This is a genomic window from Alsobacter sp. KACC 23698, from assembly GCF_045348435.1.
Taxonomy (GTDB): Bacteria; Pseudomonadota; Alphaproteobacteria; order Rhizobiales; family Beijerinckiaceae; genus Alsobacter.
The window spans coordinates 2,912,892-2,938,931 of record NZ_CP157484.1 but is presented as its reverse complement, the minus strand read 5'-3'; the positions used below and the strand labels follow the sequence as shown (position 1 = coordinate 2,938,931).

The 26,040-nt window shown below is 68.9% G+C and carries 25 protein-coding genes and 2 tRNA genes; 12 read left to right on the top strand and 15 right to left on the bottom strand.

Translation table 11 applies throughout. The features are described from left to right. Window positions 1-7: 7 nt before the first annotated feature. From ABEG18_RS13775 to ABEG18_RS13750, 6 genes are read right to left on the bottom strand one after another with little or no spacing between them, the layout of a single operon-like run. The gene (locus ABEG18_RS13775) at window positions 8-1,009 is read right to left on the bottom strand and encodes an ABC transporter substrate-binding protein (RefSeq protein ID WP_406853623.1); all 1,002 of its coding nucleotides are present in this window, start codon (window positions 1,007-1,009) and stop codon (window positions 8-10) included. 46 nt (window positions 1,010-1,055) lie between these two features. Continuing rightward, a complete protein-coding gene (locus ABEG18_RS13770; RefSeq protein WP_406853622.1) occupies window positions 1,056-1,394 on the bottom strand; it encodes a cupin domain-containing protein in 339 nt (112 codons plus the stop codon). Window positions 1,395-1,396: 2 nt separating this feature from the next. Then, window positions 1,397-2,407, bottom strand: a complete 1,011-nt coding sequence (locus tag ABEG18_RS13765; protein ID WP_406853621.1) for a zinc-binding alcohol dehydrogenase family protein — start codon at window positions 2,405-2,407, stop codon at window positions 1,397-1,399. After that, the gene (locus ABEG18_RS13760) at window positions 2,404-3,303 is read right to left on the bottom strand and encodes a 3-keto-5-aminohexanoate cleavage protein (protein WP_406853620.1); all 900 of its coding nucleotides are present in this window, start codon (window positions 3,301-3,303) and stop codon (window positions 2,404-2,406) included. Before ABEG18_RS13760 ends, ABEG18_RS13765 begins: the two co-directional genes overlap by 4 nt. A gap of 18 nt (window positions 3,304-3,321) precedes the next feature. Continuing rightward, complete coding sequence (locus tag ABEG18_RS13755) at window positions 3,322-4,095, bottom strand: SDR family NAD(P)-dependent oxidoreductase (protein ID WP_406853619.1); 774 nt, start codon at window positions 4,093-4,095, stop codon at window positions 3,322-3,324. Window positions 4,096-4,120: 25 nt separating this feature from the next. Next, window positions 4,121-5,008: a dioxygenase gene (locus tag ABEG18_RS13750; RefSeq protein WP_406853618.1), complete on the bottom strand. Its 888-nt coding sequence runs from the start codon at window positions 5,006-5,008 to the stop codon at window positions 4,121-4,123. Between the two features lie 95 nt (window positions 5,009-5,103). Between ABEG18_RS13750 and ABEG18_RS13745 the strand changes: the two genes are divergently transcribed. Next, a complete protein-coding gene (locus tag ABEG18_RS13745) occupies window positions 5,104-6,135 on the top strand; it encodes a LacI family DNA-binding transcriptional regulator (protein ID WP_406853617.1) in 1,032 nt (343 codons plus the stop codon). A gap of 143 nt (window positions 6,136-6,278) precedes the next feature. After that, window positions 6,279-6,998, top strand: a complete 720-nt coding sequence (locus tag ABEG18_RS13740; protein WP_406853616.1) for a transglutaminase-like cysteine peptidase — start codon at window positions 6,279-6,281, stop codon at window positions 6,996-6,998. A 27-nt stretch (window positions 6,999-7,025) separates the two neighbouring features. On the opposite strand, the gene metC is transcribed toward ABEG18_RS13740, so the two are convergent. Then, window positions 7,026-8,213 (bottom strand): cystathionine beta-lyase, encoded by a 1,188-nt coding sequence (metC, locus tag ABEG18_RS13735; protein WP_406853615.1) that lies wholly within the window; start codon window positions 8,211-8,213, stop codon window positions 7,026-7,028. A 267-nt stretch (window positions 8,214-8,480) separates the two neighbouring features. Between metC and ABEG18_RS13730 the strand changes: the two genes are divergently transcribed. The 5 genes from ABEG18_RS13730 (at window position 8,481) to ABEG18_RS13710 (ending at window position 13,322) form a co-directional block, all read left to right on the top strand. Then, window positions 8,481-9,500 carry an amino acid ABC transporter substrate-binding protein gene (locus tag ABEG18_RS13730; protein ID WP_406853614.1) on the top strand — a complete coding sequence of 340 codons (1,020 nt, stop codon included), beginning with the start codon at window positions 8,481-8,483 and terminating at the stop codon, window positions 9,498-9,500. 98 nt (window positions 9,501-9,598) lie between these two features. Beyond that, the gene (locus ABEG18_RS13725) at window positions 9,599-10,795 is read left to right on the top strand and encodes an amino acid ABC transporter permease (protein WP_406853613.1); all 1,197 of its coding nucleotides are present in this window, start codon (window positions 9,599-9,601) and stop codon (window positions 10,793-10,795) included. Window positions 10,796-10,805: 10 nt separating this feature from the next. Continuing rightward, a complete protein-coding gene (locus ABEG18_RS13720) occupies window positions 10,806-12,002 on the top strand; it encodes an amino acid ABC transporter permease (RefSeq protein WP_406853612.1) in 1,197 nt (398 codons plus the stop codon). 11 nt (window positions 12,003-12,013) lie between these two features. Continuing rightward, complete coding sequence (locus ABEG18_RS13715) at window positions 12,014-12,802, top strand: amino acid ABC transporter ATP-binding protein (protein WP_406853611.1); 789 nt, start codon at window positions 12,014-12,016, stop codon at window positions 12,800-12,802. Window positions 12,803-12,824: 22 nt separating this feature from the next. Further along, a complete protein-coding gene (locus ABEG18_RS13710) occupies window positions 12,825-13,322 on the top strand; it encodes a hypothetical protein (RefSeq protein WP_406853610.1) in 498 nt (165 codons plus the stop codon). Here ABEG18_RS13710 and sseA read toward each other — a convergent pair. Continuing rightward, window positions 13,319-14,173 (bottom strand): 3-mercaptopyruvate sulfurtransferase, encoded by an 855-nt coding sequence (gene sseA / locus ABEG18_RS13705; protein ID WP_406853609.1) that lies wholly within the window; start codon window positions 14,171-14,173, stop codon window positions 13,319-13,321. The genes ABEG18_RS13710 and sseA overlap by 4 nt on opposite strands. Before the next feature lie 28 nt (window positions 14,174-14,201). Then, window positions 14,202-14,915: an alanyl-tRNA editing protein gene (locus ABEG18_RS13700; RefSeq protein WP_406853608.1), complete on the bottom strand. Its 714-nt coding sequence runs from the start codon at window positions 14,913-14,915 to the stop codon at window positions 14,202-14,204. Between the two features lie 235 nt (window positions 14,916-15,150). Between ABEG18_RS13700 and ABEG18_RS13695 the strand changes: the two genes are divergently transcribed. Then, a complete protein-coding gene (locus tag ABEG18_RS13695; protein ID WP_406853607.1) occupies window positions 15,151-15,810 on the top strand; it encodes a ChrR family anti-sigma-E factor in 660 nt (219 codons plus the stop codon). A gap of 36 nt (window positions 15,811-15,846) precedes the next feature. Beyond that, complete coding sequence (locus tag ABEG18_RS13690; protein ID WP_406853606.1) at window positions 15,847-16,638, top strand: SDR family NAD(P)-dependent oxidoreductase; 792 nt, start codon at window positions 15,847-15,849, stop codon at window positions 16,636-16,638. Between the two features lie 9 nt (window positions 16,639-16,647). On the opposite strand, the gene ABEG18_RS13685 is transcribed toward ABEG18_RS13690, so the two are convergent. The 6 genes from ABEG18_RS13685 to ABEG18_RS13660 form a co-directional block, all read right to left on the bottom strand. Beyond that, window positions 16,648-17,997: an MFS transporter gene (locus tag ABEG18_RS13685; protein ID WP_406853605.1), complete on the bottom strand. Its 1,350-nt coding sequence runs from the start codon at window positions 17,995-17,997 to the stop codon at window positions 16,648-16,650. After that, the gene (locus ABEG18_RS13680; RefSeq protein ID WP_406853604.1) at window positions 17,994-19,244 is read right to left on the bottom strand and encodes a class I SAM-dependent methyltransferase; all 1,251 of its coding nucleotides are present in this window, start codon (window positions 19,242-19,244) and stop codon (window positions 17,994-17,996) included. The genes ABEG18_RS13685 and ABEG18_RS13680 overlap by 4 nt, the downstream gene beginning before the upstream one ends. A 32-nt stretch (window positions 19,245-19,276) precedes the next feature. Continuing rightward, window positions 19,277-20,149, bottom strand: coding sequence for a DUF1365 domain-containing protein (locus ABEG18_RS13675; RefSeq protein ID WP_406853603.1), 873 nt, complete (start codon window positions 20,147-20,149; stop codon window positions 19,277-19,279). A gap of 14 nt (window positions 20,150-20,163) precedes the next feature. Then, entirely contained in the window at window positions 20,164-21,480 is a 1,317-nt protein-coding gene (locus tag ABEG18_RS13670) for an NAD(P)/FAD-dependent oxidoreductase (protein WP_406853602.1), read from the bottom strand. A gap of 63 nt (window positions 21,481-21,543) precedes the next feature. Then, window positions 21,544-23,007 (bottom strand): cryptochrome/photolyase family protein, encoded by a 1,464-nt coding sequence (locus ABEG18_RS13665; protein WP_406853601.1) that lies wholly within the window; start codon window positions 23,005-23,007, stop codon window positions 21,544-21,546. Window positions 23,008-23,191: 184 nt separating this feature from the next. Next, window positions 23,192-23,267: transfer RNA gene (locus ABEG18_RS13660), tRNA-Asn, on the bottom strand. 173 nt (window positions 23,268-23,440) lie between these two features. On the opposite strand from ABEG18_RS13660, the gene ABEG18_RS13655 reads away from it, so the two are divergent. From ABEG18_RS13655 to ABEG18_RS13645, 3 genes are all read left to right on the top strand, one after another. Beyond that, window positions 23,441-23,514, top strand: a tRNA-Cys gene (locus ABEG18_RS13655). Window positions 23,515-23,666: 152 nt separating this feature from the next. Beyond that, window positions 23,667-24,332: a protein-L-isoaspartate O-methyltransferase family protein gene (locus ABEG18_RS13650; RefSeq protein ID WP_406853600.1), complete on the top strand. Its 666-nt coding sequence runs from the start codon at window positions 23,667-23,669 to the stop codon at window positions 24,330-24,332. A 311-nt stretch (window positions 24,333-24,643) separates the two neighbouring features. Beyond that, window positions 24,644-25,936, top strand: a complete 1,293-nt coding sequence (locus tag ABEG18_RS13645) for a TolC family outer membrane protein (protein ID WP_406853599.1) — start codon at window positions 24,644-24,646, stop codon at window positions 25,934-25,936. The last annotated feature ends 104 nt before the right edge of the window (window positions 25,937-26,040 follow it).

Here is a 26,040-nt window from a genome sequence, read left to right as displayed (position 1 = left end):
TCCCGGGTCAGTTGCTGGCGGTGCCATGAATGACGGGCAGGAACACGTCCTTGAAGCTCGCGGGCGTGTTCTTGAGGCCGCCATGCCGGCTCATGAAGTCGGAGACCGTCTTCACGCCATGGACCTCGACGCCGAAGTCGTCGGGCATGGCCTTCAGCATGGCGGCCACCTTGGCCACGTCCATGGTCTTGGACGGCTCGACCTTCAGGTAGATCTCCGCGGCCTTCTCCGGCTGCTCCCGGATCATGGCCGTGGCCTCCGCGATGGCCTTAACCATGACCTCCGGCATCTTCGGGTTGGCGTCGATCCAGCGCTTTGTGGCCCCCAGCGCCAGGAAGGTGGAGCGCCCGCCATAGGCGTCCTCGGAGGTCGCGATCGGCTTGGCCTTGCCGCTGGCGAGCACGATCTGGGTGAAGGGCGGCGACGAGAAATAGGCTTTCACCTCGGTGCCGGCGCTCAGCATGGCGGCCACGGCCTCCGGGTGGGGCAGGCCGACGACCTGGTTCTTCAGCTTATCCTGCTGGCCCGGCCCGAACTTCTTCTCCGAGATCATCTGCAGCGCGTACATCTGCGGCGAGACGATCGCCGGCATGGCGATCTTGTCGGTCGGGGCGAGGTCGCCGATGTCCTTTGCGCCCTCTTTGTTCGACAGCAGGACCAGCGGGCTGGAGTTCACGCCCGCGATCCCGAACACCTGCGAGGGCGTGTTGCGGGCCTTGTCCCAGGCGATCAGCATCGCCGGCACGCCGTAGACGCCCATGTCGACCGAGCCGGAGAGGACCGCGTCCTGCATCGCGGCCGAGCCGGAGAACCGCTGATAGGTCGCCTTGACGTCGAGGCCGGCGGCCTTGGCGTGCTTCTCCACCAGGTCCAGCTCGTCGACGATGAACATCGGCAGGAAGCCGACGCCGAAGCCGATCCCGATCTTGGTCTCGGTCTGGGCCGCGGCGGGGCCGCAGGCCATGAGCGCGGCGGCGACGGCGCCCGCCATCAGGGCTTTGTGGATCATGACGTCCTCCCCAGGACCGGTTGGAAGGCGCGCTGTTCGCGCGCGGTCATTTGGGCAGCGGCATCGCCAGGAGGGCGATCACCGGCCGGTTGGTCTTGTTCTTCAGGGCGCGCGCTTCGCCCGGCGCGATGCGGCAGGAATCCATCGGGCGCAGGATGGTCTCGCCCTCGGGCGTCTCGACGGTGAGCTGGCCCTCGATGACGACGTAGAATTTCTCGGACGGCGAGGCGCTGAGGCTGGTGTGGCCGCCGGGCAGGATCTGCGACATGCCGAGCCAGAGCGTGTCGGACGGTCCGGCGTCCCTGCCCTGGAGCATGAGGCAGCGCATGTCGAAATGCTCGGGCGGATGGTAGGCCGGGGCCTCGTCGATGCGGGTCAAATGCATGGTCAGGCCTTGGGATCGAGGATGATGCGGTCGCGGGAGGAGCCGAGCACGGCCACATAGGCGCGCGCCGCCTCCCGCAGCGGGTAGATCGCGGAGGGCTGGATCGGGAAGGGCCGGAGCGCCCCCTCGGCGAAGCCGGGCGCCAGCTCGCGCAGCACGTCGGCGGTCTCGACCGAGGAGAGCGCCAGCGTGTCGATGCCCACATAGGTGTGCCGGCCGCGGTAGAACTCGAAGATGTTGAACTCCACGATCCGGTTCACGGCCGAGATCAGGATCTGGCGCCCGAGCTTGGCGGTCGAGCGATGGGCGTCCTGGTAGTAGGGGTCGCCGACCGTGTTGAAGACGATCGCGGCGCCGTTCCCGCCGGTCAGCTCGCGCACCCGCGCGGCGACGTCGCCGGCCGACGAATCGATCACCTCGACCGGCCCGCTGGCGTGGCCCGCATAGGGCTCCGCCTTGCGGACCACTCCGATGACCCGCGCGCCGCGCCACGTCGCGATCTGGGCGGCGGCCTGGCCGACCTTGCCGTTCAGCCCCATGACAAGGACGACCTCGCCGGGCTTGGGCATGCCCGCCCGGCGGTAGCCCTCCAGGGCGGTCACGAAGGGCACGCCGATCCCGGCGGCCTCCTGCAGGGAGACGCCGGCGGGCTTGCGCACGACCGCGTCGGCCTCGACGACCAGATGGCTTGCATGGGCCCCGTCGCGCCGGATGCCGAGATCGCCGGACGACCCGAACACCTCCGCGCCGAGCAGCTCCGCCGGACCCTCGACCACCACGCCGGCGAAATCCCGGCCGGGCGTCCGCGGGAAGACCGCATAGGGCATCAGCCCGATCGCCGCCTTGACGTCGGAGGGGTTCACCGCCGCGGCGCGGACCTCGACCAGCACGTCGCCGGGGCCGGGCGACAACCGGCGCTGCTCGATCCGCGGCGCCACGCTCTCGGCGTCGGGAGCCTTGGCGTCGAGCCGCAGGACCGTGGCGAGGACGCCGCCCTCGGGCCCCGCGGTCACGCCGGGCTCCTGTCGCGCAGGCCGATGATGCGGCGCGCCTCGTCGGGGGTGGCGATCTGCGCCCCGAGATCCTCCACGATGCGGCGGGCCTTCTCGACCATGGCGGCGTTGGTCTCGGCCAGGACGCCGCGATCCAGATAGACGCCGTCCTCCAGTCCGACGCGGACATGGCCGCCCGCCAGATAGGACTGCGCCACGGACGGAAACACGTGGCGGCCGATGCCGATGGCGGTGAAGAGCGCGTCCGCCGGCAGCAGGTTGCGGGCGTAGATCACCGTCTCGGGGGTGGGCTGGAAACCGTATTTCACCCCCATGACGAAGGACGTCAGGGCGGGGCCGGTCAGCGTGCCGTCCTTGAGCAGGTCGTGCATCATCGCGATGTCGCCGGAATCGAACAGCTCGATCTCCGGCTTGGAGCCGGCCTCGGCCATGATCCTGGCCATGCGCCGCACATTGCCGGGCGTGTTGATGACGACCTGGCCGCCGGAATTCATGGTGTTGAGGTCGAGCGTGCAGATCTCCGGACGCAGCGCCCGGATGTGGTCGACGCGCTTTTCCGGGTTCATCAGCGTGGTGCCGGGGGCCGCGACGCTGGGCTCGTCCTGCGAGGGAACGAAGCGGCCGCCGGGCCCCGTCGTGATGTTGAGGATCAGGGCCGGGTTCTTGCGCCGGATCCGATCGACCACGTCCTGGTAGTAGCCGAGCTCCATGGAGGGCTGGCCCGTCGCCGGATCGCGCACGTGGATATGGGCGACGGCGGCGCCCGCCTCCGCCGCGCCCAGGCAGGCGTCGGCGATCTGCTCGGGCGTGATCGGAAGATGCGGGGTCTGCTCGGGCCGGGTCAGGTTTCCGGTGACCGCGCAGGTGATGAAGATCTTGCCCAGGGGCTCGCGCATGTGTCGTGTCTCGTCAGATCAGAGCGACCGGCCGCCATCGACCACCAGGGTCGAGCCGGTGGAGAAGGTGAGGTGGGTCGCGCAGGCCAGGATGGCGGCGGCCACGTCCATGGCGCTCGCCACCCGCCTGAGCGGCGTCGACGCCGCCGTCTTGGCGTTGAACTCGGCGCCGCGCCCGGGCACGAAGCCGGTGTCGACCACGCCCGGCGAGACGCCGAGCACGCGGATTTCGGGCGCGAGCGCCCGCGCGAGGGACTTGGTCATCACGTCGACGCCGGCCTTCGTCGCCGAGTAGGCGATGCTGGAGCCGGCCCCGTTCACGCCCGCGATGGACGACACTGACACGATGAGCCCGTCGCCGCTGGCCTTCAGCAAAGGCGCGAAGGCACGGATGGCGGCGAACTGCCCGCGCCAGTTCACCTGGAACATGCGGTCGATGAGGTCGTCGTCGAGCGCGTCGAGATCGGCATGCGCGACCGGCTTGGTGAAGCCGGCGCTGTTGACGAGGATGTCGCAGCGGCCATAGCGCTGCGCCACCGCGTCGCGCAGCGCGTTGAGGGTGGCCGTGTCGGCGACGTCGGCCGGCAGCGCCGCATGCCCGGAGCCGGCGAGCTCCGCCACGATCCGGGCGGCCTGTTCGGCCTTGTCGGCGCCGGGACGGTGGGTGATCACCACCCGCGCGCCGGCCCTGGCGAAGAGCTCGGCGGTGGCCTTGCCGATGCCTCCCGCGCCGCCCACCACGACGGCGACCTTGTCGGCGAGAGATGCGGGCGGAGGAGGGGGAACGGTCATTCGGTCGGGCCTGCTTGAAAAAGGGTCACTTGATCGGCGGCGTGGGAAGGACCGCCTCGCCCGGCTCCATGACGAAGGCGTAGTCCAGGCTGAACCACGGACCCTCGACGCCGGGCTCCGGCGCGTCGCCCTCGTGGCGGCGGAAGTCGCCGATCAGGTGACGCGTCACGCCGAATACGACGTCGGATTCCAGGTGCTCGTCGTCGTCGACGAAGACCTGGGTGATCAGGGTCTTGTAGCCGGGCTTGAAGGCGAGCACATGCAGGTGGGCCGGGCGGTAGGGATGGCGCAGCTGGGCGCGCAGCAACTCGCCGAAGGGGCCGTCGGTGGGCACCGGATAGCCGGCGGGCTTCACCGAGCGGAAGCCGAAGCGGCCCTGCTCGTCGGTCGTGAACTTGCCGCGCAGGTTCATGTCCGCCTGCGTGTCGTCCTGATTGTCGTAAAAGCCGAGCGGGCTGGAGTGCCACACGTCCACCTCGACGCCGGCCAGCGGCCGGCCCGCCGGATCCGACACGGTGCACCGCGCGAAGAGCGGCGGCCCCGGCGTGGGCGAACGCACGATCGACGCGCCGTTCTCCGTGCGCGGCGAGTTGGCGCGCCAAAACGGGCCGAGCAGCGCCGAGGCGGTCTCGGTCGCCCCGTTCCGCCCGTTGTTCAACAGGCAGACCAGCGTGGAGAAGCCGATGCCGTCGGAGAACAGGACCGCCTCGTTGTGGTGGTCGTTGGTCGCCTGTCCGATCCGGTTGAGGTAGTCGATCCCCCTCTCGAACTCGGCCTCGGTGAGCGAGACCTCGCGGGCGAAGGCATGCATGTGCTTGACGAAGCTCGCCATGATGGCGCGCAGGCGCGCGTCGGGCGTCCGGGCCATGGCGGCCAGCACTGCGTCGGTGACGCCGGCTTCGTTTTCGATCATTGCTCCTCCCCGGGCGTTGGCCGTAAACTTTGCAATCGATTGCAGGTCTGTCAACGTCGAAGACCTGAACCGGGAACGAGGGCGAAAGGCCAAGCGTGAGCGATACGGGGCGGCAATCGCCGACACTGCAGTCGGTGGCGGATCTGGCGGGCGTGCATCGCTCGACGGCCTCGCGCGCCCTCAATCCGGCGACGAGCCACATGCTGGCCGCCGACGTGGTCGAGCGCATCCGCCTGGCGGCGAGCAGCCTGGGCTACCGCCGCGACGCGCTCGCGGCGGGGCTGCGGACGGGCCGCTCGCGGCTGGTCGGCGTGGTGGTGCCGGACATCGCCAACCCGGTGTTCGGCCCAATTCTGCGGGGCATTGAATCGGCGCTGTCGGAGCAGGGCCATTCGGTGCTGGTGGCCAACGCCGGGCAGGAGGAGGACGGGCAGGCGGCCATCGTCGAGGAGTTCATCGGCCGGCGCGTGGACGGGCTGATCCTGGCCACCGCGCGCCGCGACGATCCGGTGCTCAGCCTGTGCCTTGCGGCCGGCGTGCCCACGGTGCTGGTCAACCGCCTGGAGCAGGGCGGGCGCGTCTCGGCCGTCGTGTCCGACGACCGGGCCGGCATGCGCATGGCCGTCGCCCATCTGGTCGGCCTGGGACATCGGCGAATCGGCCACCTGGCGGGTCCGCAGCATCTCTCCACCGGGCTGCTGCGGCGCGAGGGTTTCGGGCAGGGGTTGGCCGAGGCGGGCCTGCCGCCCGGTCCCGTCGAGGTGGCGTCCGCCTATACGCGGGAAGCCGGCGAGCAGGCCGCCGCCGCGCTGCTGCGGCGGGCCGACCTGACCGCCATCGTGGCGGCCAACGATCTCCTGGCGCTCGGCGCCTATCGGGCCGCCCAGGCGCTCGGCCTGCGCCGGCCCGGGGACCTGTCCATCGTCGGGCACAACGACATGCCGCTCGTCGACATGGTGGAGCCGCCGCTGACGACGGTGCGCATCCGGCACCAGGAGATGGGGCTGGAGGCGGCGCGGCTCCTCCTGCGCGAGATCGCCGAACGGGGGCGCGCGCCGTCCCTGGTCGTGACCGAGCCCCTGCTGATCGTGCGCGGATCCACGGCCGCGCCCGCCCCGATCCGCTGACTGGGGCCGGCGGGCAGCTTGAGCTCACCTGTTGCCGGAAGGACTCACTCTCCTCAGGATCACCGCATTAGGTGAAATCCCGGATAGCGGCGCGCCTTCGGCCCGCGCACTCTTGTTGCGCTGCAACTGGGGGGTGGGGTCACATGGGGGCGCTCCGGAGAGCTTCGCCGCTGATCATGGGCTGCGTGGTCAGCCTCATCATCAGCGTCCAGGGCGCGTCGGCCCAGCCGCGCCACTCGCCGTCCCACCGTCCCGCCGGCGCCGAGACCACCGTGTCGGCGACGCTCGTGGCGTCGGGCGCCGCGATGACGGTCGGCAAGACGGCGCCGGCCCCGCGCGCCTTCTACCCGTTCTGCGAGAAGTCGCCCGCCGAGTGCCAGCCCACCGGCGACGTCGCCGCCTTCTCGGCCGGGCCGGAGCGCATGGCCGAACTCGTCGCCGTGAACGACGAGGTGAACGCCTCGGTCACGCAGGTGACCGACCTGGAGCATTTCGGCGTCTCGGATCTCTGGACGCTGCCGACCGACGGCAAGGGCGACTGCGAGGACATCGCGCTGCTGAAGCGCCGCAAGCTGATCGACAAGGGGTGGCCGTCGGGGCGCCTGCTCATGTCCGCCGTGCTGGACCAGCAGGGCAAAGGCCATGCGGTGCTGGTGGCGGTGACGGACCAGGGCGACGTCGTGCTCGACAACAAGCGCGACGACGTGCGGCCCTGGAAGCGCACGGGCTATTTCTTCATCACCCGGCAGTCGCAGTCGTCGCCGATGAAATGGGTCTACACGGCGCCGCAGAGCCAGATCCTGATCGCCATGCGGCGCGCCGCGGCGCCGCTCGGCTCCAAGCCCAGCGCGCCGCTGCGCTGAGCGGGATTGCGGCCGGCGCGGCTCCCGTCAGAGCGCCGCGCGAAGCCGGGCGAAGCCGGCGTCGAGATCGGCCTTGAGGTCGTCGAGGTTCTCCAGCCCGATATGGAAGCGCAGGGCCGGGCCGGACGGCCGCCACTGCGTGACGGTGCGGTAGGACGAGCAGTCGAACGGGACGACGAGGCTCTCGAAGCCGCCCCAGCTGAAGCCCATGCCGAACAGCTGGAGATCGTCCAGCATCGCGGCCAGAGCCCTATCCGAGGCGGGCTTCAGAATGATCGAGAACAGGCCGGACGAGCCCAGATAGTCCCGCTTCCAGATCTCGTGGCCCGGGCAGGTCTCCAGCGCGGGATGGAGCACCTGCTCCACCTCCGGCCGGTCCCGCAGCCAGCGCGCCATCTCGAGCGCCTGCTTCTCGTGCTCCCGGAGGCGCAACTCCATGGTGCGCAGGCCGCGCAGCCCGAGAAAGACGTCCTCGGGGCCGGCGCAGGGGGCGATCAGGTCGAACATGCGCCTGACATGCGGAAACCACGTCTCGTTGGCCGAGACCATGCCGAGGAGAAGGTCCGAACCGCCCGACAGGTATTTCGTGCCCGCCTCGATGGCGATGTCCACGCCCCTGGCGTGCGGCGGGAAGAACAGCGGCGTCGCCCAGGTGTTGTCCATGACGACGCAGATGTCGCGCCGGTGCGCGGCCTCGGCGATGGCCGGGATGTCCTGCATCTCGAAGGACTGCGAGCCGGGCGATTCCGTCAGCACCGCCGCCGTGTTCGGCTTGAAGAGCCGCTCGATGTCCGCGCCGAGGGCGGGGTCGTAATAGGTCGTCTCCACGCCGTAGCGGGCCAGGAACCCGTTGCAGAAGGTGCGGGCCGGCTGATAGGCCGAATCCGTGACGAGCAGGTGGTCGCCCGCCTTGAGGCAGGACTGCAGCGCGATCGCCACGGCGGCGAGGCCGGAGGGCAGCAGCACGGTCCCGGCGGCGCCGGCCAGATCGCTCCAGGCGGTCTCGAGCGCCTCGATCGTGGGCGTGCCCTTCGTGCCGTAGGAGAACCGGCCCCGACGGTGCTTGATGTCGTCGAAGGTGGGATAGAGAACCGTGGAGCCGCGGTAGATCGGCGTATTGACGAAGCCGAACTGCTCGGAAGGGTCGCGCCCGGCGTGAACGAGGCGGGTCCGGGAGCCAAGACGCGCCTGGTCTTCGGGCGAGAGCTTCTTCATGCGGAAAGTCCATGAGGTGGTCGGAGGGCTTGGCGCGCAATGGGCCAGCGGCGGCGTCGTCCGTCAAGTCCCGGCGCGCCTTGGAGGGCGGCGCGGCCCCTCGTCCGGGGATCGGCGGCGCGACGCCTGTTAAGCCCTTGACCGCTCGCCGAAAGTCAAATGAGATGGGAACATGCCGGCCATGCGAGGACGTCGTATGAACGCATGCTGCGCCGCATACAGACCCCTGAACAGGGGCGATTAATCCGGAGTGGGAGCACTTTTCAGATGAGAACCAATCTCTTCGTATCGGCGGCGTTCGGCGCCGTCGCGGCGCTGGTCGCCGGATCGGCGTCCGCCGGTACATTGGACAACGTCAAGCAGAAGGGCTTTTTGCAGTGCGGCTCCAATACCGGCCTCGCCGGATTCGGCCAGCCTGACGCCCAGGGCAACTGGACCGGCCTCGACGTCGAGTTCTGCCGCGCCATCGCGGCCGCGGTGCTCAACGACGCGACCAAGGTCAAGTTCGTGCCGCTCTCGGCCAAGGACCGCTTCACGGCGCTGCAGTCCGGAGAGGTGGACGTCCTCGTCCGCAACACGACCTGGACGATCTCGCGCGACACGTCGCTGGGCCTGAACTTCACCGGCATCAACTATTATGACGGCCAGGGCTTCATGGTTCGCAAGAGCCTGAAGGTCGCCTCGGCGCTCGAGCTCAACGGCGCGTCCGTCTGCGTGCAGCAGGGCACCACGACCGAGCTGAACCTCGCCGACTATTTCCGCGCCAACAAGATCCAGCTGAAGTCGGTGACCTTCGCGAGCTCGGACGAGACTCTGAAGGCCTATGAGGCCGGCCGCTGCGACGCGTTCACGACGGACGCCTCCGGCCTCTACGCCGAGCGCCTGCGTCTCGCCCAGCCCGACGAGCATCTGGTTCTGCCGGAGATCATCTCCAAGGAGCCGCTCGGGCCGGCCGTCCGGCATGGCGACGACCAGTGGTTCGACATCGTGAAATGGGTCGGCTACGCCCAGCTCACGGCCGAGGAGCTCGGCGTCGACCAGAAGAACGTCGATTCGATGCTGAAGTCCGACAACCCGGACATCAAGCGTCTGCTCGGGACGGAAGGCAAGTTCGGCGAGGCGCTCGGCCTCAGCAACGATTGGGCCTATCGCGTCATCAAGCTCGTCGGCAATTACGGCGAGAGCTTCGAGCGCACCGTCGGCCAGGGTTCGCCCCTGAAGATCAAGCGCGGCCTCAACGCGCTGTGGAACAAGGGCGGCCTGCAATACGCTCCGCCGATCCGCTGATCTGAGACGGGCGGGGCGCGGATCAACCGCGCTCCGCCATCGATAGCCGCAGGTGGAACGACGCTTGCTTCAGGCTATCGCGAGTGGGGAACAGGGTCATGTCAACGGGTCAAGTCGAGGTCGCTCCCGGGCGGCCGAAAGTGTCGCCTCTGTACGACCCGCGTGTTCGCAGCGTCGTGTTCCAGCTTCTGTTGTGCCTGTTCGTCGCCTTCCTGGTCTGGGTGGCGGCCAGCAACGCGATGGAGAACCTGCGACGGCAGAACATCGCGACCGGCCTCGGCTTCTGGCACAACCTCGCCGGATTCCCGATCAGCCAGTCGATGATCGACTATTCCGAGCGCTACAGCACCTATGGCCAGGCCTTCTGGGTCGGCCTGATCAACACGTTGCTGGTGGCCGGCGTGGGCATCGTCCTGGCGACGCTCCTCGGTTTCACCATGGGCGTGGCGCGGCTTTCCAAGAACATCCTCGTCTCGGGCGTGGCCCGCTGGTATGTCGAGATCGTCCGCAACCTGCCGCTGCTGCTGCAGCTGCTCTTCTGGTACAACGCCGTCCTCAAGGCCCTGCCGAGCGTGCGCGACAGCGCCCAGCTCCCCTTCGGGATCTTCCTCAACAATCGCGGCATGTTCTCGCCCCGGCCGGACCCTGAGCCGGCCTTCGACTTCGTCTGGCTGTCGCTGGCGATCGGCGTGGCGGGGGCGATCGCCTACCGGATCTGGGCCCGCAAGCGCCAGGAAAAGACCGGCCAGCAGGCGCCCGTCGGCTGGGTGACGCTGGGCCTGGTCATCGGTCTCCCGCTCGTCGTCTTCTTCCTTTCGGGACGCCCGCTCACCTTCGACTATCCGCAGGCGACCCGGTTCAACATCGCCGGCGGCATGGTGATCCAGCCTGAATTCCTAGCGCTGCTGTTCGGCCTGACCATCTACACCGGCGCCTTCATCACCGAGGTGGTGCGGGCGGGCATCCTCGCCGTCTCGCACGGCCAGACCGAGGCCGCCTTCGCGCTGGGGCTGAAGCCGCGGATCACCACCAAGCTGATCATCATCCCGCAGGCCATGCGGGTGATCGTCCCGCCGCTGACCAGCCAGTATCTGAACCTGACCAAAAACTCGTCACTTGCGGTTTTTGTGGGCTACCCCGACCTCGCCAACGTGTTCACCGGCACGGTGCTGAACCAGACCGGGCAGGCCATCGAGGTCGTGGGCATCACCATGCTGGTCTATCTCACGATCAGCCTCGGGACCTCCTTCGTCATGAACATCTACAATCGCCGCAAGATGCTGGTCGAACGGTGAGGAGCTGACCATGACCGCCACCGACGCGACCGCCTTTCCGGCGCCGTCCGGCGCCCCCGCCGGCAAGACCGCAGGGCCCGCCTTCGTCAGCGGCTCGACGTTGGCTCCCTCGCCGCCGCCGTCCACGGTGGTCGGCCCCCGGGCGTGGATGCGCGAGCATCTGTTCACCGGGCCGGTCAACATCGCGCTCACCATCGTCATCGCGCTCATGCTGGCCTGGCTGATCCCGCCCTTCATCCGCTTCGTGCTGATCGACGCGGTATGGTCGGGCGCCAACCGCGATGTCTGCATCTACACGCCGGAGCGGACCGCGGTCGGGGCCTGCTGGGCCTTCATCTGGGATCGCGCGGCCTATTTCACCTACGGGTCCTATCCGGTCGCCGAGCGGTGGCGCGTCAACGTGTTCTTCGCGCTGCTGGCCATCGGCGTGGTGTGGCTCTTGAACCTGAAGGCGCCGCGCCGCGACCTCGGCGCCGTCTACTTCTTCATCCTGCTGCCGATCCTGTCTTTCGTCCTCCTCGTCGGCGTTCCGGCGTTCGGATTGCGGAAGATCGAGACCAATCTCTGGGGCGGCATCCTGGTCACCATCGTGTGCTCGGCCGTGGGCATCGTGGTGTCGCTGCCGCTCGGGATCGTCCTGGCGCTGGGACGACGGTCGACCATGCCGGCGGCCAAGCTCTTCAGCGTCATCTTCATCGAGTTCGTGCGCGGCGTACCGCTCATCACGGTGCTGTTCATGGCCAGCGTGATGCTGCCGCTGTTCGTGCCGGACTACCTGCAGCCCGACAAGCTGCTGCGCGCGCTCGTCGGCATCGCGCTCTTCGCCGCCGCCTACATGGCGGAGGTGGTGCGCGCCGGCCTGCAGGCGCTCCCGCGCGGGCAGTATGAGGGCGCCATGGCGATGGGCCTGAGCTACTGGCAGATGATGGGCCTGGTGGTCCTGCCGCAGGCGCTGAAGATCACCATTCCCAACATCGTGAACACCTATATCGGGCTGTTCAAGGACACGACCCTCGTCGTCATCGTGGGCATCTTCGACTTCCTCAAGACGATCGAGGCGGCCCGCATCGATCCGACCTGGGGCGCGCCGACCGTCTCGGCCACCGGATACCTGTACGCCGCCGTCTTCTACTTCATCTGCTGCTACCTGATGTCGCGTTACGCGCGGGGCGTGGAAGCCCGCCTGGCGCGCGCAGACAAACGGTAAGGGGGAACTTCATGTCGTCTGCCATCGCCGCCGCGCCGGCCAGCCTCAAGCCCGCTCAACTCAAGAACGAGACCGCGATCGAACTGATCGACATGAACAAGTGGTACGGCGAGTTCCACGTGTTGCGCGACATCAACCTCATCGTGAAGCGCGGCGAGCGCGTGGTGGTGTGCGGGCCGTCCGGTTCCGGCAAGTCGACCATGATCCGCTGCATCAACCGGCTCGAGGAGCACCAGAAGGGCCGGATCATCGTCGACGGCATCGAACTCACCAACGACCTCAAGCGGATCGACGAGATCCGCCGCGAGGTGGGCATGGTCTTCCAGCACTTCAACCTGTTCCCACACCTGACGATCCTGGAGAACTGCACGCTCGCGCCGATCTGGGTGAAGAAGATGCCCAAGAAGGACGCCGAGGAGGTCGCGATGCACTATCTGCGTCGCGTCAAGATCCCCGAGCAGGCCAACAAATATCCGGGCCAGCTGTCGGGCGGCCAGCAGCAGCGCGTGGCCATCGCGCGCTCGCTGTGCATGAGCCCCAAGATCATGCTGTTTGACGAGCCCACCTCCGCCCTCGATCCCGAGATGGTCAAGGAGGTGCTGGACACCATGGTGTCGCTGGCCATGGAGGGCATGACGATGATCTGCGTGACCCACGAGATGGGTTTCGCCCGGCAGGTCGCAAACCGGGTCATCTTCATGGACGCCGGTCAGATCGTCGAGATGAACACTCCCGACGAGTTCTTCCGGAACCCGCAGCACGAGCGCACCAAGCTCTTCCTCAGCCAGATCCTGCACTGAGCGGCGGGCGGGAGGCGCAGCCTTGCGGGCGGTCGCCGCTCTCCTGGGACTTGGGCTCCTGATGCTGGCTGGCGTGCTCGCCAGCATCGGTTGGCGCCATGGCCGGGCCGCGGTCGGGCCCGTGCTGGCGGGCGCGGTGGTGTCCTTCGCGGCCTTCCTGTGGGTCGACTGCCGGCAGTGCCAGGCCGGCGCGCTCTATGTGGGGGCGCTGGCCTCGCTGCCCTTCTTCGCAGTGGGCTGGATCGCGCTCGGTCTCGACCCCTACGGCCTGTCGCCGCCGGCCCGCGCCGCCGTGAGCGCCGCTTCGCTATTCACGGTCCTCTGGTCCGCCTTGATCACGGCGACGGCCACTTTCGGAGGCGCGTGCCCCTGCCGCGCGCTGGGCTGGGGCGATCCGGTCGCCCCCTTGCGGGCCGTGGGGACCGACCGGCTGGTCGGGCCGCTCCTTCTGGCGGCGAGCGCCGTGACGCTGCTACTCGCCGGGCGCGCCGCCCGGCGCTTCGCCGGCAGAGCCCTTTAGCGCCGCGCGTCTCCCGTCGCGACGGGACAGTCGTCGCGCCCGCCCCATTCGGCCCAGGATCCGTCATAGACCGTCCGGGTCGGCACGCCGGCGCTGTTGAGCGCGAGCGTCAGGATCGCGGCGGAGACGCCGGACCCGCAGGTCGTGACGATCGGCCTTTGCAGATCCACCCCGGCCTTGGCGAAGGCGGCCCGGATCTCGTCCGGCGCCCGCAGCGTCCCATTGGATTGCACCTCGGACCAGGGCACGTTCAGGCTGCCGGGCATATGGCCGGCCTTCAGACCCGGCCGCGGCTCGGGCGCGTCGCCGCGGAACCGGTCCGCCGCGCGGGCGTCGACGACCTGGTGCGAGCCGGACGCCAGCATGCGGGCGATGTCCTCGCGGGAGGCCACCGCGCCATGGTCGAAGCGGGGCGTGAAGGTCGCCGGGCGACGGCGGGTCGGCTCGTCCGTCCAGGGGCGCCCCTCGGCCCGCCATTTCGGCGCTCCGCCTTCCAGCACGGCGACGTCGCGCGCCCCGAAGGCGCGCAGCATCCACCAGACGCGCGGGGCGGAGAACAGGCCCAACCCGTCATAGACGACCATCCGCATGCCGTCGCCGATGCCCAGCGCGCCGACGGCCCGGGCGAACGGCTCGGGGCGCGGCAGCATGTGGGGCAGGGGGTCGTCGTGGTCCGACACCTCGTCGATGTCGAGATGCACCGCGCCCGGGATATGGCCCGCCGCATACTCGGCCTTGGCGTCGCGGTTCTGCGTCGGCAGGTACCAGGACGCGTCCACCACGACGAGGTCGGGCGCGCTCAGATGGTCTTCGAGCCATTCGGTCGAGACGAGGTCGGGGTTGGCCGCCATGGATGCGCCTGTTCTGGAGGGGAGGACGTCAGGCGAGCGCGATCCGGACGCGCCGGTTCTGCTTGCCCTTCTTTTCGATATTGGTGACCAGGACGGTCCCGATCTCGCGCGTGTTGGCGACATGGGTGCCGCCGCAGGGCTGGAGGTCGAGGCCCTCGATCTCGATCAGGCGCACGCGGCCCGATCCCATCGGCGGCTTCACCGACATGGTCTTGACCAGGCCCGGATTGGCCTCCAGCTCGGCGTCGGTGATCCAGCTCTGCCGCACGTCCGCGTTGCGGCCTACGGCCTTGGCGAGAGCCTCGGTCAGCTGATCCTTGTCCAGCCCCGCGTCGGGGATGTCGAAATCGAGGCGGCCTTCGCCGTCGCCGATGGAGCCCCCGGTGACCGGGTAGGGCAGCACGGTGGTCAAGAGATGAAGCGCGGTGTGGATGCGCATGCGCGGCAGGCGCACGGACCAGTCGATCCTGGCGGTCACGCGGTCGCCGACCGACGGCAGGGTCGAACCCGCCTCCGGGACATGCACGATGGTGGACTTGTCTTCGCCATAGACGGCTGTCGCGATCGCGATCTCGGAGCCGTCGGCGGCCACGAGCGCACCCTTGTCGCCCGGCTGGCCTCCGCCCGTGGGATAAAAGACGGTGCGGTCCAGCACGATCCCGCCACGGTCGTTCACCTCCACCACCGTGGCGTCGCAGGACTGCAGGTAAGCATCGTCTCTAAAAAGGAATTCGGTCGGCATTGAACGTCCATGAAATGCGGCTCGGGCGGCGACGCTAGACCAGTTCGGCCGTCCGTGGGAAGAGGCTGCGCCGCCGGGCGGCCCTGGGGTCCCGGTTTTGGTCGCGGCGCACGCGCCCGCATGGCATCATGCAGCTCGACCGGAGCCGGCGAGGATGATCCAAGGCTTCGCCTCTCGCGTAGACAGTGAACCGTGCTTCACGCCGACGTGAAGACCCCATGACACGAGACCCATCTTGATCCCGAACGACGAAGCCGCCCCGAACGGATCCCGACTGGACGAGTTGCTCGCCGGCTATGCGGCGGGGACGCTCAGCCCTCATCTCCACTCGCTCGTCGCGGCTCATCTCTATCTGAAGCCGGAGAGCCGGTCGTTCGTGCGCGCCATGGAGCAGATCGGGGCCCAGGCTCTCGAGGACATGCCGGCCTGCGCGGTCGCCGACCGGGACCGCAAGCTCGCTGCGATCTTCGAGTCCGCGGAGCGTGTCGAGCCGCGCCCCGCCGCGCCGGTCTGCTCGGTGATGCCGCCTCCGCTCTGCGCGGTCGCCGGCAAGCGGGTCTCCGACATTCCGTGGCGCTTCAAGCTTCCCGGCGTGCGCGAGTTCCGGCTTCCCGACCAGGCCGGGACAGAGGCGACCCTGTACTGGATCAAGCCCGGCAAGACCATTCCGTCGCATACCCATGAGGGCAGCGAGGTCACCCTCGTCCTGCGCGGCGGGTTCAGCGATACGACGGGGCATTACATGCGCGGCGACATCGCGATCGCCGATCCGGAGATCGACCACCACCCCCGGGCCGACGAAGGCGAGGACTGCATCTGCTTCGCCGTCACGGACGCGCCGCTACGGCTCACCGGGCCGCTGGCGCGCTTCGTTCGCCGCATCGTCGGCCACTGAGGTCGGCTTTCTCTTTTAGCGACAGGACGGTCGGCGATGGCGAACTCCTATCGGGCGTCTCCGGCCGACGGCGTGGCGTGGGTCACGGGCGCGAGCTCGGGCATCGGCCGGGCCACCGCTCTGGAGCTGGCGCGCCGCGGCTACGCGGTCGCGGCCACGGCCCGCCGCCGCGAGGAGTTGGAGGCGCTGGCCCGCGAGGCGCCCGGCCCGGGACGGATCGTCGCCTTTCCGGCGGATGTGACGCGCAAGGACGAAGTGGCCGAGGCTTTTGCGGCGATCGAGCGGGACCTGGGCCCCGTCGCCCTGGCCTTCCTCAACGCCGGCACGTTCTATCCCATGAAGGGCGCCGGCTTTGACGCCGATCTGGTGATGCGGACCTTCGAGGTGAATGTCGGAGGCGCGGTGAACGGCCTCGCCGTCCTGATCCCGGCGATGACCGGGCGGGGGCGGGGGCAGATCGCGTTGAACGCGTCGGTCGCGGGCTATGGCGGCTTGCCGACGTCGGCGGCCTACGGGGCCACCAAGGCGGCGCTGATAAACATGGCCGAAGCGCTGAAATTCACCTGCGACGATGTTGGGATCACCTTGCAGGTGGTCAATCCGGGCTTCGTCGGCACGCCGCTGACCGACCGGAACGAGTTCCCGATGCCGTTCCTGATCCCGGCCGAGGACGCGGCGCGGCGGATTTGCGACGGCTTCGCCAAAGGCGGGTTCGAGATCACCTTCCCACGCCGGTTGTCGTGGATCCTGAAGGCGATCAACCACCTGCCCTACGGCCTGTATTTTCCGCTCGTCGCGCGGGCGACGGGCGTCGGGCGCGGGCGCTAGATTCGACATCTAGGGAGGCGTCGCGCGCTCCCGCGCGGCCTCGATAGCGCGGCGCAATTGCGCATGGGCCTGGGCGTCGAGCGGAAACCGCCAGACGAGCCCGATGGCGACGAGCTTCAGCAAAACCGGAAGACCGGCGTAGAGAAAGGCCAGCGTGGCGAGGCTCGAGGGCGGGTTGCCGGAGCCGAGCGCCGCGTCGAACCCGGCCGCGCCGAGGATCGGGAAGGCCACGCCCACCGCGCCGGCCAACGCCAGCTTCGTGGCGAGCGCCCAGAACGCCAGATAAACGCCGGTCCGCTCCTGGCCGGAGCGGGCCGTGTCGACGTCGATCACGTCCGCCTGCATGCTGGCCGGGAGGATGACGTCCGCGCCCAGGGCCAGGCCGGTGACGAGCGTGACGGCTGCGAAGGCGGCGACGTCGCCCGACCCGAGCCATGGCGCGACCGAGAACGCCGCGCAGGCCAGCATCATCCCCCAGCACCAGGCCCGATGCTTGCTGGTGCGCCGCGCCAGCCAGAGCCAGCCGGGCACGCCGGCGACCCCGGCCAGGAAGTAGAGGACGAGCAGCGGGCCCGCCGCATCGGCGGCGTCCAGCCGGAAGCGCACGAAGAAGAGAAACAGCGTGGCCGGCAGGCCATTGGCGAGGCCGTTGATCAGGAAGGCGACAAGCAGCCGGCGGAAGGGCAGGTTCGCCGCAAGCCCCGCGAGGCCCTCGCGCCAGCCCGCCGTCTCGCGGGAGCGCTCCACGGGCTCGGGCACGACGAGCACGGCGGTCGCCGTCCCGAGCGGGAGGGCGACGGCGACGATCGCCGCGAAGGCGGCCAGGACCGCGCCGTCGCCCTCCACGCCAAAGCGCGGCAGAAGCGCCGGAAGGGTCAGCGCCAGCAGGGCGCCCGCCACGGTCAGGGCCTCGCGATAGGCGGTGACGCGGTTGCGTCCCGCATAGGACCGCGACAGCTCCGCGCCCCACGCGCCATAGGGGATCTGGACCGCCGTCCAGGCGATGGATAGCGCCGCGCCCCAGCCAAACAGATGCCAGAGGCCCGCAGAGGCCGGCGGGGCGAAGACGCCCCACGCGGCGATCACGACGAAGGGCGTCGCCAGCGCGACCCACAGCCGCCGGCGCCCGAATCGCGGGCGGAACCGGTCCGCGAGGGCGCCCACGATCGGGTCGCTGACGGCGTCCATGACGCGCACCCACATGAGCGTCTGGCCGACGGCCGCGATGGGCAAAGCGAGGCCCGCCGCGTAATAGGCCGGCACCAGCACATAGAAGGGCAGGCTCAGGATCGCGAGCGGAAGGGCCGGCAGCGCATAGGCCAGCAGCCGCCGTGCGCTCGGCTCGGCGTCGCCGGTCACGCGGGCTTCGTGTAGACGATCTGGCGCACGTCGATGTTGCCGGAGAGGAACCCCGCCTCGCAATAGGCCAGGTAGTACTCCCACATGCGCCGGAAGCGCTCGTCGAAGCCGAGCGGGACGAGGTTCGGCCACGCCTCGCGGAATCGCTCGCGCCAGGTGGCGAGCGTCACCGCGTAATCCAGCCCGAAGATCCGCTCGTCGCGGAGCGCGAGGCCGACCTTCTCGCCGAGATGCTTCATCATGGCGGGGGAGGGCAGCATGCCGCCCGGGAAGATGTAGCGGCGGATGAAGTCGATCTCGCGCCGATAGGTCTCGAACAGGCTGTCCTTGATGGTGATGACCTGCAGCCCGGCCGATCCCCCGGCCTTGAGCCGCGCGGACAATTGGCGGAAATAGACCGCCCAGTACTCCTCGCCCACGGCCTCGAACATCTCGATCGAGGCGATGCGGTCATAGACGCCCTTCTCGTCACGATAGTCCTGGAGCTTGATCTCGACCCTGTCGGCGAGGCCGGCTTCGGCCATGCGGCGGCGGGCGTAGTCGAACTGCTCGCGCGAGATCGTCAGGCCGGTGACGCGGCAGCCGATTTCGCTCGCGGCGTATTCGGCGAAGCCGCCCCATCCGCATCCGATCTCCAGGACGTGGTGCTCGGGGCCGATCTGAAGCTTGTGGGCCAGCGCTTCGTATTTGCGCTTCTGGCCGGTGGCCAGGTCTTCGCCCGCCCCGGCGAACAGGGCCGACGAATAGGTCATCGAGCCGTCGAGCCAGGACTCGTAGAACCGGTTCCCGAGATCGTAGTGGGCGTGGATGTTGCGGCGCGAGCCCGAGCGCGTGTTGCGGTTCATCCAGTGGCGCACGCGCTGGAGAAACCGGGCGAAGGGCCGGTGCTCCAGCATATTGGCGATCAGGTGGTGGTTGGCGCAAAAGAGCTCGAGGAAGCGGGTGAGGTCCGGCGTATCCCATTCGCCATGCAGGAAGGCTTCGGCGATGCCGATGTCGCCGCCCTCGATGAGACGCCTCGCGAACTGGATGTCGCGCACCGTCATCACGGCGTCCGGGCCGGCCTGCGGCCCCTCGATCAGCAGGGTCCTGCCGTCGGGCAGGCCGACGGTGAGGGAGCCCACCTCCAGGCGCGCCGCGAAGGCCACGGCCTGACGAGCTGCGAAGGGAAGATCGCGCGTCAGGTCGGACAGGTTTTCGGCGGTCACCCGGACCGGGGTGGAGGCAAGGGGGATCGACAGGTCCATCGGGCCGAGCGTCCTCATTGAAAAATGCTTGGTCATGCGCGTGATGCGGCCATGTCTTGAACTCCCGTCGGAGTGGGATCGTGGGGGAAGGCGCTCCCGGCGGGGGACTTGGCGTAGACGCCGTCGGCGATGCTGACGGCGGGCGGCGCGGGCGGGCGGGGCTTCAGGCGCATGCCCTTGGCCCAGAGCCGCAGCGCCTCCCAGTGGATGCCGCCGACGACCTTGAGGGTGAGAAGAGGGACGCGCGCCAGGGCGGCGAGGATGGAGCCGGTGGTCAATGCGCTCCGCTCGCCGTGGAAGGCCGCCGACAGGAGCGGGCCTTCGGCGTCCGTTTCCAGGATGCGCAGCGAGACCCGCTCGCCGGGCGGAAGGACGCGGAACCGGTAGCCCATCTCCATGCCGTTGAATGGCGACACGTAGAAGAGCTTGCGACGTTCCTGCCGGACCCCGGCCGGACCGATCTGGCCGTCCTCGACGGGACACACATAAGTGTGGTTCTGCCCGAAGGTGTTGCGGACCTCGTAGACGATGGCGGCGAGGTCGCCGTCGGCCCGGTAGGCGAAATAGACCGCCAGCGGATTGAAGGCGAAGCCGAGCATTCGCGGATAGCACAGCAGGAGCACGCGCCCGTCCGGCGGTTCGACGCCCGCCGCCGCGACGATGCGCCGGACATGCTCCTGCAGCGATGATCCGTCGCGCGGGCCGTGGTCCCGCTCGTGGAAAGACAGCAGGTTGAAGCGGCCGACCGAGAACACGGCGCTCGCGGCGTCGGCGTCCTTCAGGCGGCCGAGATCGACCAGGAGCGAGAAAACCTCATAGGCGAACCGATGCGCGACCGGCTTCAGCCGGGCGTGCATCACAACGCCCCGGTAGATCGAGGCGGCGTCCGCCGGAGGCGGAAACATCGCGCGCGCTCCGCTCATTCGGCGGCCTCGAGCAGGGCGTCGCTCTCCTGCACGACCGCCTTGCGCCGCCACGACACTGTCGCGCCCAGCGCTTCGGCCACTGCGAGGCCCGAGCGGATGCCGTCCTCGTGGAAGCCGTAGCCGGTCCAGGCGCCGCAGAACCAGACGCGATTGCGGCCCTGCACGCCCGGCAGCGCCTTCTGGGCGGCGAGCGCCGCGGCGTCGAACTGGGGATGGGCGTAGCTGAAGCGGCCGAAGTTCTTCTCCGCCGCGGGCGGACGAGGTGGGTTCAGGGTCACGAAAAGCGGCTTCGCCGGGTCGACGCCCTGCAAGGCGTTCATCCAGTAGGAGACGCACAGATCCGCCTGCGGGTCGTCGTTCTGCATCACGTTCCAGGCCGACCAGGCGCGGCGGCGGCGCGGCATCAGGGCGAGGTCGCGGTGGAGGTAGACGTCGTTGTCGCGGAACCGCACGGCGCCCAGGACGGCCTTCTCCTGCTCGCTCGCGTCCGCCAGCATGGCGAGGGCCTGGTCCGAATGGGACGCGAACACGACCTCGTCGAACAGGTCCGTCTGGCCGGTCGAATCGGTGACTTCGACCCCCTCGGGACCGCGGACGACGCGGGTCACGCCGGCGCCCAGACGGATCCGGTCGCGAAAGGGAGCGCTGATGCGCTCGACATAGGACCGGCTGCCGCCCACGACCGTGCGCCACACCGGCCGCTCCCATTGCAGCAGATGGTGGTTCTGGAAGAAGGCGATGAAGCTTTCGGCCGGGAAGGCCAGCATGGCGGCCGGCGACATCGACCAGATCGCGGCGCCCATCGGCACGATGTAGTCGTCCCGGAAGCGCCGGGAGAAGCCGCGCAGGGTGACGTAGTGGTCGAGCGACAGCGAGCCGAGCCGGCCGGCTTTCCGGTCCTCGACGGCGACCCGATTGAAGCGCAGCACCTCGATCAGCATGCGCATGTAGCCGGGCGAGAGCAGGTTGCGCCGTTGGGCGAAGAGCCCGTTGGCGACGTCCGTCGTGCGCCCGCACCACTCGAATCGGCCGCCGCGCGCCGAGACTGCGAAGCTCATGTCGGAGGCACGCGTCTCGACGCCGAGTTCGGCGAAGAGGGCCGTCAGGTTCTCGTAGTTGGGCTCGTTGAAGACGATGAAGCCCGTGTCCACCGCGATTCGCTCGCCGTCGTAGTCGACGTCCACCGTGGCCGAATGGCCGCCCAGGCGATCGTCGCGCTCATAGACCGTCAGGCGATGGGACGTGCTGGTCGCGATCGCATAGGCGGCCGCGTTGCCGGCGATGCCGGTCCCGATGATGGCGATGCGCATGTGTACCCAAGCGAAAGCGTTGCCGATTGCGCTGGAGTATACGGGCGCTTCGCGCGTTCGGTTTCAGCCTTTCGACGAGGAAATCTCCGAAAGCGCGGCGAGCGCCAGGGCCCGGGCTTCGCCGTGGTCGACGATGGGGAGGGGATAGGTGTCGCCCAGACGCACGCCGGCCCTGGCCAGGACGTCCGGAGAGGCGGTCCAGGGCTTGTGGATCACGTCCGCCGGCAGGCGGGCGAGCTCGGGCGCGAAGGCCCGGACATAGTCGCCCCGCGGATCGAATTTCTCGCCCTGCAGGATGGGGTTGAAGATCCGGTAATAGGGCGCGGCGTCCGCCCCGGAGCCGGCGACCCATTGCCAGCTCGCGGCGTTGTTGGCCGGGTCGGCGTCGACCAGCGTGTCCCAGAACCAGGCTTCGCCCTCGCGCCAGTCCTGGAGAAGGTGCTTGATGAGAAAGGACGCCGTGATCATCCGCACGCGGTTGTGCATCCATCCCGTGCGCCAGAGCTGTCGCATGCCGGCGTCGACGATGGGATAGCCGGTCATCCCGCGCCGCCAGGCCCGGACGAGAACCGGGTCCGGCCGCCAGGGAAAGTCGTCGAACTTGCGCTGGATGTTGGTGCGCGCCAGTTCCGGATGCCGGAAGAGGAGATGGTGCGAGAATTCGCGCCAACCGAGCTCCGACTGGAACTTCGCCAGGTCCTCCGCGGGCGCCGGGGACGAACCGTTCTCGACGGCCGCCTCGGCGGCGGCCCAGATCTGGCGGGGGCTGATCTCGCCGAAGCGAAGGTAGGGGGACAAGCGCGAGGTCGCGGCCCGGTCGGGCCTGTTGCGCCCGTCGCCATAGCCCTTCAGCTCGCGCCGGAGGAAGGCGTCGAGGCGGGCCTGCGCGCCGGCCTCGCCGGGCGTCCAGGCCTCCCTCAGCCCGCCGGCCCAGTCCGGCCGGGTGGGCAGCAGGTCGAGGTCGTCCAGCGTCACGGCGCCCAGATCGGCGTCGCTCGCCTTGGCGCTCGCCAGCTTGTCCACCGGGGGAAGCGGGGCGGGGGGCGGCCCGGAAGCCTGGGCGGCGCGCCAGAAGGGCGTGAACACCTTCATCGGCTCGCCGGAGCGCGACTTCACCATCCACGGTTCGTACAGAAGGGCGCCGTTGAAGCTCTCGACGGTGATCCCCAGGAACTTCAGATCCGCTTTGACGTCCGAATCGATCGCCATGCCCGGGCCGTCATACCGGCGATTCCAGTACACTGACGCCGGGTCGAGCTTCACGCGCAGCCGCTCGATCACCATCCGGGCGGGTCCGCGCAGAATCATCAGCCTGCCGCCTGCCTTCTCGAGGCTCGCCGCCAGCGCCGCCAGAGACTGATGCAGCCACCAGCGCGACGCGCCGCCGAGCGGGCGGACGCCGTCGCTCTGCTCGTCGAAGACGTAGAAGGCCAGCACCGGCGCGCCGCTGTCGCGGGCTGCGGTCAGGGCCGGGTTGTCGGAGAGCCGGAGGTCCTCGCGGAACCAGACGAGCGCGGGTCGTGTCATGAGGCTGCCCATCTCCCGGAGGCGCTGCGGAGCCCCCAGCCTACGGCGCGCGACCCGACCCAGATCACCGGCGCATGGCGCCCGCGCAATCGCAAGCCGACCGAACAGCCGGGCGTCCCGGCCGTGGCGGGCCAAGCTCAAGTCTCTGGACTGGTTTGGATTTTCAGACGCCGACGGAGAGAGTTGGCTCCCCGAGCAGGGCTCGAACCTGCGACAATTCGATTAACAGTCGAATGCTCTACCAACTGAGCTATCGGGGACCGTCGGCAGGCGGGGGATTACATCAGCCGAACCGGTCGCGCAACCCCTTCGATGCGAAGTGGGCCGCAAAAGATTTCAGTCAACCAATCGAAACGAAAGGCGTTGCCCGGCCGCGGCGAGTTCTGTATCAGGGCCTTGCTCGCGCCGCCCAACTCCCGGGCGGAGACACGATGGCCTCGTGGCGGAGTGGTTACGCAGAGGACTGCAAATCCTTGCACCCCGGTTCGATTCCGGGCGAGGCCTCCATCCCCCGGCATCCTTCAAGACCATCGCCCGCGCAGGGCTTCGCCGGATATCGGGAGCGCTTGCGTTTTCGCTTCGGCTGGTCGAAAACGCCGCACGTTGTTGGCTGCGGCCGCCCGGTCCGCGCCGTCTTCCTTCCCGCAGGAGGTCACCCCATGCCCGACTATGCTTTGCAGCGCCGCATGATGGTCGACTGCCAGCTGCGGACGTATGACATCACGTCCGCGCCCGTGCTGGAGGCCATGGAGGAGACGCCGCGCGAGCTTTTCGTCGCGGCGGACCAGCGCAGCATCGCCTATGCGGATCTGGGCCTGACCATCGGCGCCGCCGATGGGGCCAAGCGCACGATGCTCTCCCCGATGGTTTTCGCCCGGCTTCTGCAAGCCGCCGCGATTCGCCCGGAGGACGTGGTCCTCGACGTCGGGTGCGGCACGGGCTATTCCAGCGCCGTGCTGGCGCGGCTCGCCGCCTCGGTGGTGGCGGTCGAATCGGATCCGGCGCTTGCGTCCAAAGCCGGCGAGATCCTGGGCGGCCTGGGCGTCGCGAACGTCGCCGTCGTGTCGGGCCCGCTGAAAGACGGCTGCCGGAAGGAGGCGCCGTTCGACGTCATCGTGGTCAACGGGGCGTTCGAACTGGAGCCGACCGAACTCTTCGCCCAGCTGCGCGACGGCGGCCGCCTGGTCGGCGTCCATGGCGTGGGCCGCTCGGCCAAGGCGATGGTCTACAGAAAGTCGGGAGACATCATGGGGGGCAGGGCGGTTTTCGACGCCGCAGCCCCGGTCATCGATGAGTTCAAGCCTGTCCCGACCTTCGTGTTTTGACGTTTACCACTGTCACCTTTTTGCGGCAGTGACTCGAAATCGGCCCAGGCAACTTCAATGATCGCCTGGGACAGGTTAGCCTCTAGCAAGCTGAGGTTAGGCTGCGTGTCATAAACTTAGCTATGGTTGCGTTTGCGGCTTTGCTGCGCAGACTTCCGCCGCTCTGGGAGGCAATTGTCCGGAGCGGCTCCAGGTACGACGAGGCGGGTGGCGAATTGTCAAAGGGTCTGACCCCAAACGCGCGCAAGGCGCTTCTGTCCTGCGCGGTCGCCGCTTTGCTGCTTCCCAGCGGAGTGGTGAATGCGGAAACCATGGAGAGCGCCCTTGCGCGAGCCTATAACGCAAACCCTCAGCTGAATGCGCAGCGGGCGGCCGTTCGCGCCGTCGACGAGAACGTGAATCAGGCGCTGTCGGGCTATCGGCCGAAGATCGCCGCGTCGGCGGACGCCGGATACACCGTTCAGGACCTGACCACCCCCCAGGGCTCGGCGAACGAGAAATTTTTTCCGCGCGGCGTCGGCGTGCAGCTCAACCAGACGGTGTTCAACGGTTTTCGGACCGGCAACTCGGTTCGCCGCGCGGACGCCAACGTGCTGGCCGCGCGCGAGCAGCTCCGCTCGACCGAGCAGTCGGTCCTGCTGGATGGCGCGACGGCCTATATGGACGTGCTGCGCGACACCGCGATCCTGAACCTGCGCAACAACAATATCGACGTGCTCGACGAGCAGCTGCGCCAGACGCGCGACCGCTTCAATGTCGGCGAGGTGACCCGCACGGACGTCGCCCAGGCCGAGGCCCGTCTCGCCGCGGCTCGGTCCGATGCGAGCTCCGCGGCCGGCAACCTGAAGGCGTCGTTGTCCCGCTACAGGCAGGTCATCGGGGTCGAGGCGCGCCAGCTCGCCCCGGCCAAGCCGATCGAGGCCAATCTCCCAAGGACCCTGGACGCCGCGGTGGCGCTGTCGCAGTCCGCTCACCCGTCGATCCAGTCCGCCCTTCACTCGGTGGACGCGGCGGCGCTGCTGGTGAAAGTGACCGAGGGCGAACTCGCGCCCAGTCTTTCGGTTCAGGGCACCGTGACCCATCGGTGGGAGTACCAGTCTTCGCGGTCGGAGCTGAACACCGCATCGGTCACCGGCACGCTGTCCGTGCCGATCTACGAAGGCGGCGAGGTCTATTCTCGCGTCCGCCAGGCCAAGGAGACGCTGGGCCAGCGCAGGATCGAGGCCGATCAGGTGCGCGATTCGGTGCGCCAGTCGGTGGTGTCCGCCTGGGCGGCCCTCGATTCCACCAAGGAGCGCATCACCGCGTCCCAGGCGCAGATCCAGGCGGCCGAAGTGGCGCTGAACGGCGTGCGCGAAGAAGCCAAGGTCGGACAGCGCACCACGCTCGACGTGCTGAACGCGCAGCAGGAGCTCCTCACGGCGCGCGTCAGCCTGATCACGGCGCAGCGCGACCGGGTGGTGGCGTCCTACAATCTGCAGAGCGCGCTCGGGCGGCTGTCCTCCAACCAGCTCCGCCTCGCGACCCAGGAGTACAAGCCCTCGGTGCATTACGAGCAGGTCCGCGACAAGTGGATCGGCTTGCGCAACCCCGACGGACGCTGATCTCCGAAGCTTCTGGATAGCCGCTCTAACCGGGTTGCGCGCCGGCGTACCGAGACGATACTTGCGCCTGAACGTCGACGCGGAATGGTTTGATTCGGTGCGTC

Coding starts and splice junctions, on each gene's coding strand:
- ABEG18_RS13670 (WP_406853602.1), bottom strand. CDS start 21,480: ATGCGCATCGCCATCATCGGGACCGGCATCGCCGGCAACGCGGCCGCC.
- ABEG18_RS13770 (WP_406853622.1), bottom strand. CDS start 1,394: ATGCATTTGACCCGCATCGACGAGGCCCCGGCCTACCATCCGCCCGAG.
- ABEG18_RS13675 (WP_406853603.1), bottom strand. CDS start 20,149: ATGTTTCCGCCTCCGGCGGACGCCGCCTCGATCTACCGGGGCGTTGTG.
- ABEG18_RS13750 (WP_406853618.1), bottom strand. CDS start 5,008: ATGATCGAAAACGAAGCCGGCGTCACCGACGCAGTGCTGGCCGCCATG.
- ABEG18_RS13740 (WP_406853616.1), top strand. CDS start 6,279: ATGGGGGCGCTCCGGAGAGCTTCGCCGCTGATCATGGGCTGCGTGGTC.
- ABEG18_RS13645 (WP_406853599.1), top strand. CDS start 24,644: ATGGAGAGCGCCCTTGCGCGAGCCTATAACGCAAACCCTCAGCTGAAT.
- ABEG18_RS13650 (WP_406853600.1), top strand. CDS start 23,667: ATGCCCGACTATGCTTTGCAGCGCCGCATGATGGTCGACTGCCAGCTG.
- ABEG18_RS13725 (WP_406853613.1), top strand. CDS start 9,599: ATGTCAACGGGTCAAGTCGAGGTCGCTCCCGGGCGGCCGAAAGTGTCG.
- sseA (WP_406853609.1), bottom strand. CDS start 14,173: ATGGCGGCCAACCCCGACCTCGTCTCGACCGAATGGCTCGAAGACCAT.
- ABEG18_RS13700 (WP_406853608.1), bottom strand. CDS start 14,915: ATGCCGACCGAATTCCTTTTTAGAGACGATGCTTACCTGCAGTCCTGC.
- ABEG18_RS13690 (WP_406853606.1), top strand. CDS start 15,847: ATGGCGAACTCCTATCGGGCGTCTCCGGCCGACGGCGTGGCGTGGGTC.
- ABEG18_RS13760 (WP_406853620.1), bottom strand. CDS start 3,303: ATGCGCGAGCCCCTGGGCAAGATCTTCATCACCTGCGCGGTCACCGGA.
- metC (WP_406853615.1), bottom strand. CDS start 8,213: ATGAAGAAGCTCTCGCCCGAAGACCAGGCGCGTCTTGGCTCCCGGACC.
- ABEG18_RS13680 (WP_406853604.1), bottom strand. CDS start 19,244: ATGGACCTGTCGATCCCCCTTGCCTCCACCCCGGTCCGGGTGACCGCC.
- ABEG18_RS13775 (WP_406853623.1), bottom strand. CDS start 1,009: ATGATCCACAAAGCCCTGATGGCGGGCGCCGTCGCCGCCGCGCTCATG.
- ABEG18_RS13720 (WP_406853612.1), top strand. CDS start 10,806: ATGACCGCCACCGACGCGACCGCCTTTCCGGCGCCGTCCGGCGCCCCC.
- ABEG18_RS13715 (WP_406853611.1), top strand. CDS start 12,014: ATGTCGTCTGCCATCGCCGCCGCGCCGGCCAGCCTCAAGCCCGCTCAA.
- ABEG18_RS13665 (WP_406853601.1), bottom strand. CDS start 23,007: ATGACACGACCCGCGCTCGTCTGGTTCCGCGAGGACCTCCGGCTCTCC.
- ABEG18_RS13730 (WP_406853614.1), top strand. CDS start 8,481: ATGAGAACCAATCTCTTCGTATCGGCGGCGTTCGGCGCCGTCGCGGCG.
- ABEG18_RS13755 (WP_406853619.1), bottom strand. CDS start 4,095: ATGACCGTTCCCCCTCCTCCGCCCGCATCTCTCGCCGACAAGGTCGCC.